Origin of the sequence: Nocardia sp. NPDC051911, from assembly GCF_040681035.1 — a bacterium.
Taxonomy (GTDB): domain Bacteria; phylum Actinomycetota; class Actinomycetes; order Mycobacteriales; family Mycobacteriaceae; genus Nocardia; species Nocardia sichangensis.
Genome location: NZ_JBFAXY010000109.1, coordinates 1 through 1,457, shown reverse-complemented (window position 1 = coordinate 1,457; position 1,457 = coordinate 1). Strand labels below are relative to the sequence as shown.

The following is a 1,457-nucleotide window of genomic DNA, read 5'->3' as shown; positions in this document are numbered from 1 at the left end:
GGCCGTATTCAATCGGTCGTCGCAACACCGGTTTGTTGGAGCGATCGTAGCTGCTCGGTGAAGGCTTCAGCGGGCGTCTTCCAGCCGAGGCTTTTGCGGGGTCGGGAGTTGAGCGTGTGCGCGATAGCAGCGATGTCTCGAGCACCCCAGCGAGAGAGGTCGGTGCCTTTCGGAAAATATTGGCGCAGAAGGCCATTGGTATTCTCGTTGGTGCCGCGTTGCCATGGGCTCTTCGGATCGGCGAAGTAGACCTCGACGCCGGTGCGGGCGGTGAACCGTGCGTGGTCGGACAATTCCTTGCCCCGGTCCCAGGTCAGCGATCGACGCAGCGGCGGCGGCAGCGGGCGCAGCGTTCGGGTGAGCGCGTCGGTCATGGTCACCGCGCCGTAGCCAGCGAGAGCGGGTCCGTTCTTGGTGCGTGCGATGACACCGTATCCGTCCTCGCGAGGCAGGTGGATCAGCATCGTGAACCGGGTCGTCCGCTCGACCAGGGTGCCGATCGCCGAACGCTGCAACCCGATGATCAGATCGCCTTCCCAATGCCCCGCGACCACCCGCTCGCCGATCTCCGCGGGCCGGTTACCGATGAGCGTCTCGGCGGTCACATGTGCCCACGCTTTCTGCTTGGCGCGTGCGCGCGGGACCCGCAACGCCCGGCCTCGGCGCAGGCAGCCGACGAGTTCGCGTTTGAGCCCGCCCCGAGAATCGACATACAGTGCCTGGTAGATCGCCTCATGACTGATTCGCATTGACTCGTCGTCGGGGAATTCGAGTTTCAGCCGGTTCGAGATCTGCTCCGGGCTCCACGCGTACACCCACGCCCGATCACCGCGATGCGGCTTGTTGCGCCCTTTCCACTCCGGACCGACCGGGCCGGCCACGGCACGTCCATCGGCAGTTCGCACGACCCCGGAGAGCTTGTCTTGCACGTATGCGCGCAGCCGGTCGTTGGCGACCAGTTTGGCGATCTTGGGGCGCCTGGCCCGACGTTCGGCATGCCATTGCGCCGTCGAGGCCTTGTAGTCCAGCCAGTACGAACGGGTCGAGGCGTTGCGACGCAACTCCCGCGAGATCGTCGACGGACTCCGACCGAGCCGACGAGCGATCTCCCGCACTCCCTCGCCCCGAGCCCGCCGCAACGCGATGTCCTCCCGCTCGCCCGAAGATAAATACCGGCCCGAAACAGACTGAGGCAAACGCGGATTCACGCCGCCAGCATGCCGGAACCATCGGAACCCGACCGGCGAGGACACCCCCGCTTCCACCGCCGCGTCCTCGGTCATCACCCCGCGCGCGATCGCCGCCCAGAACCGCACCCGATCCTCACGCCAGGCCACCGTCGGCCGACCCGGCGACGGAATCTGGCCCCGGTACTCACGAACCCGCTTCTGCTGCGGACCAATTCCCACCTCGACACCTCCACGATCGAGGTGTTGCAACGATCAGTTGAATCCGGC

The 1,457-nt window shown here is 66.2% G+C and carries 1 protein-coding gene; it reads right to left on the bottom strand.

The annotated features are described in order from the left end of the window. Window positions 1-8 precede the first annotated feature (8 nt). On the bottom strand, window positions 9-1,409 hold the full coding sequence (locus AB0L97_RS38630) for an IS30 family transposase (RefSeq protein WP_364440024.1): 1,401 nt from the start codon (window positions 1,407-1,409) through the stop codon (window positions 9-11). Window positions 1,410-1,457: the final 48 nt, after the last annotated feature.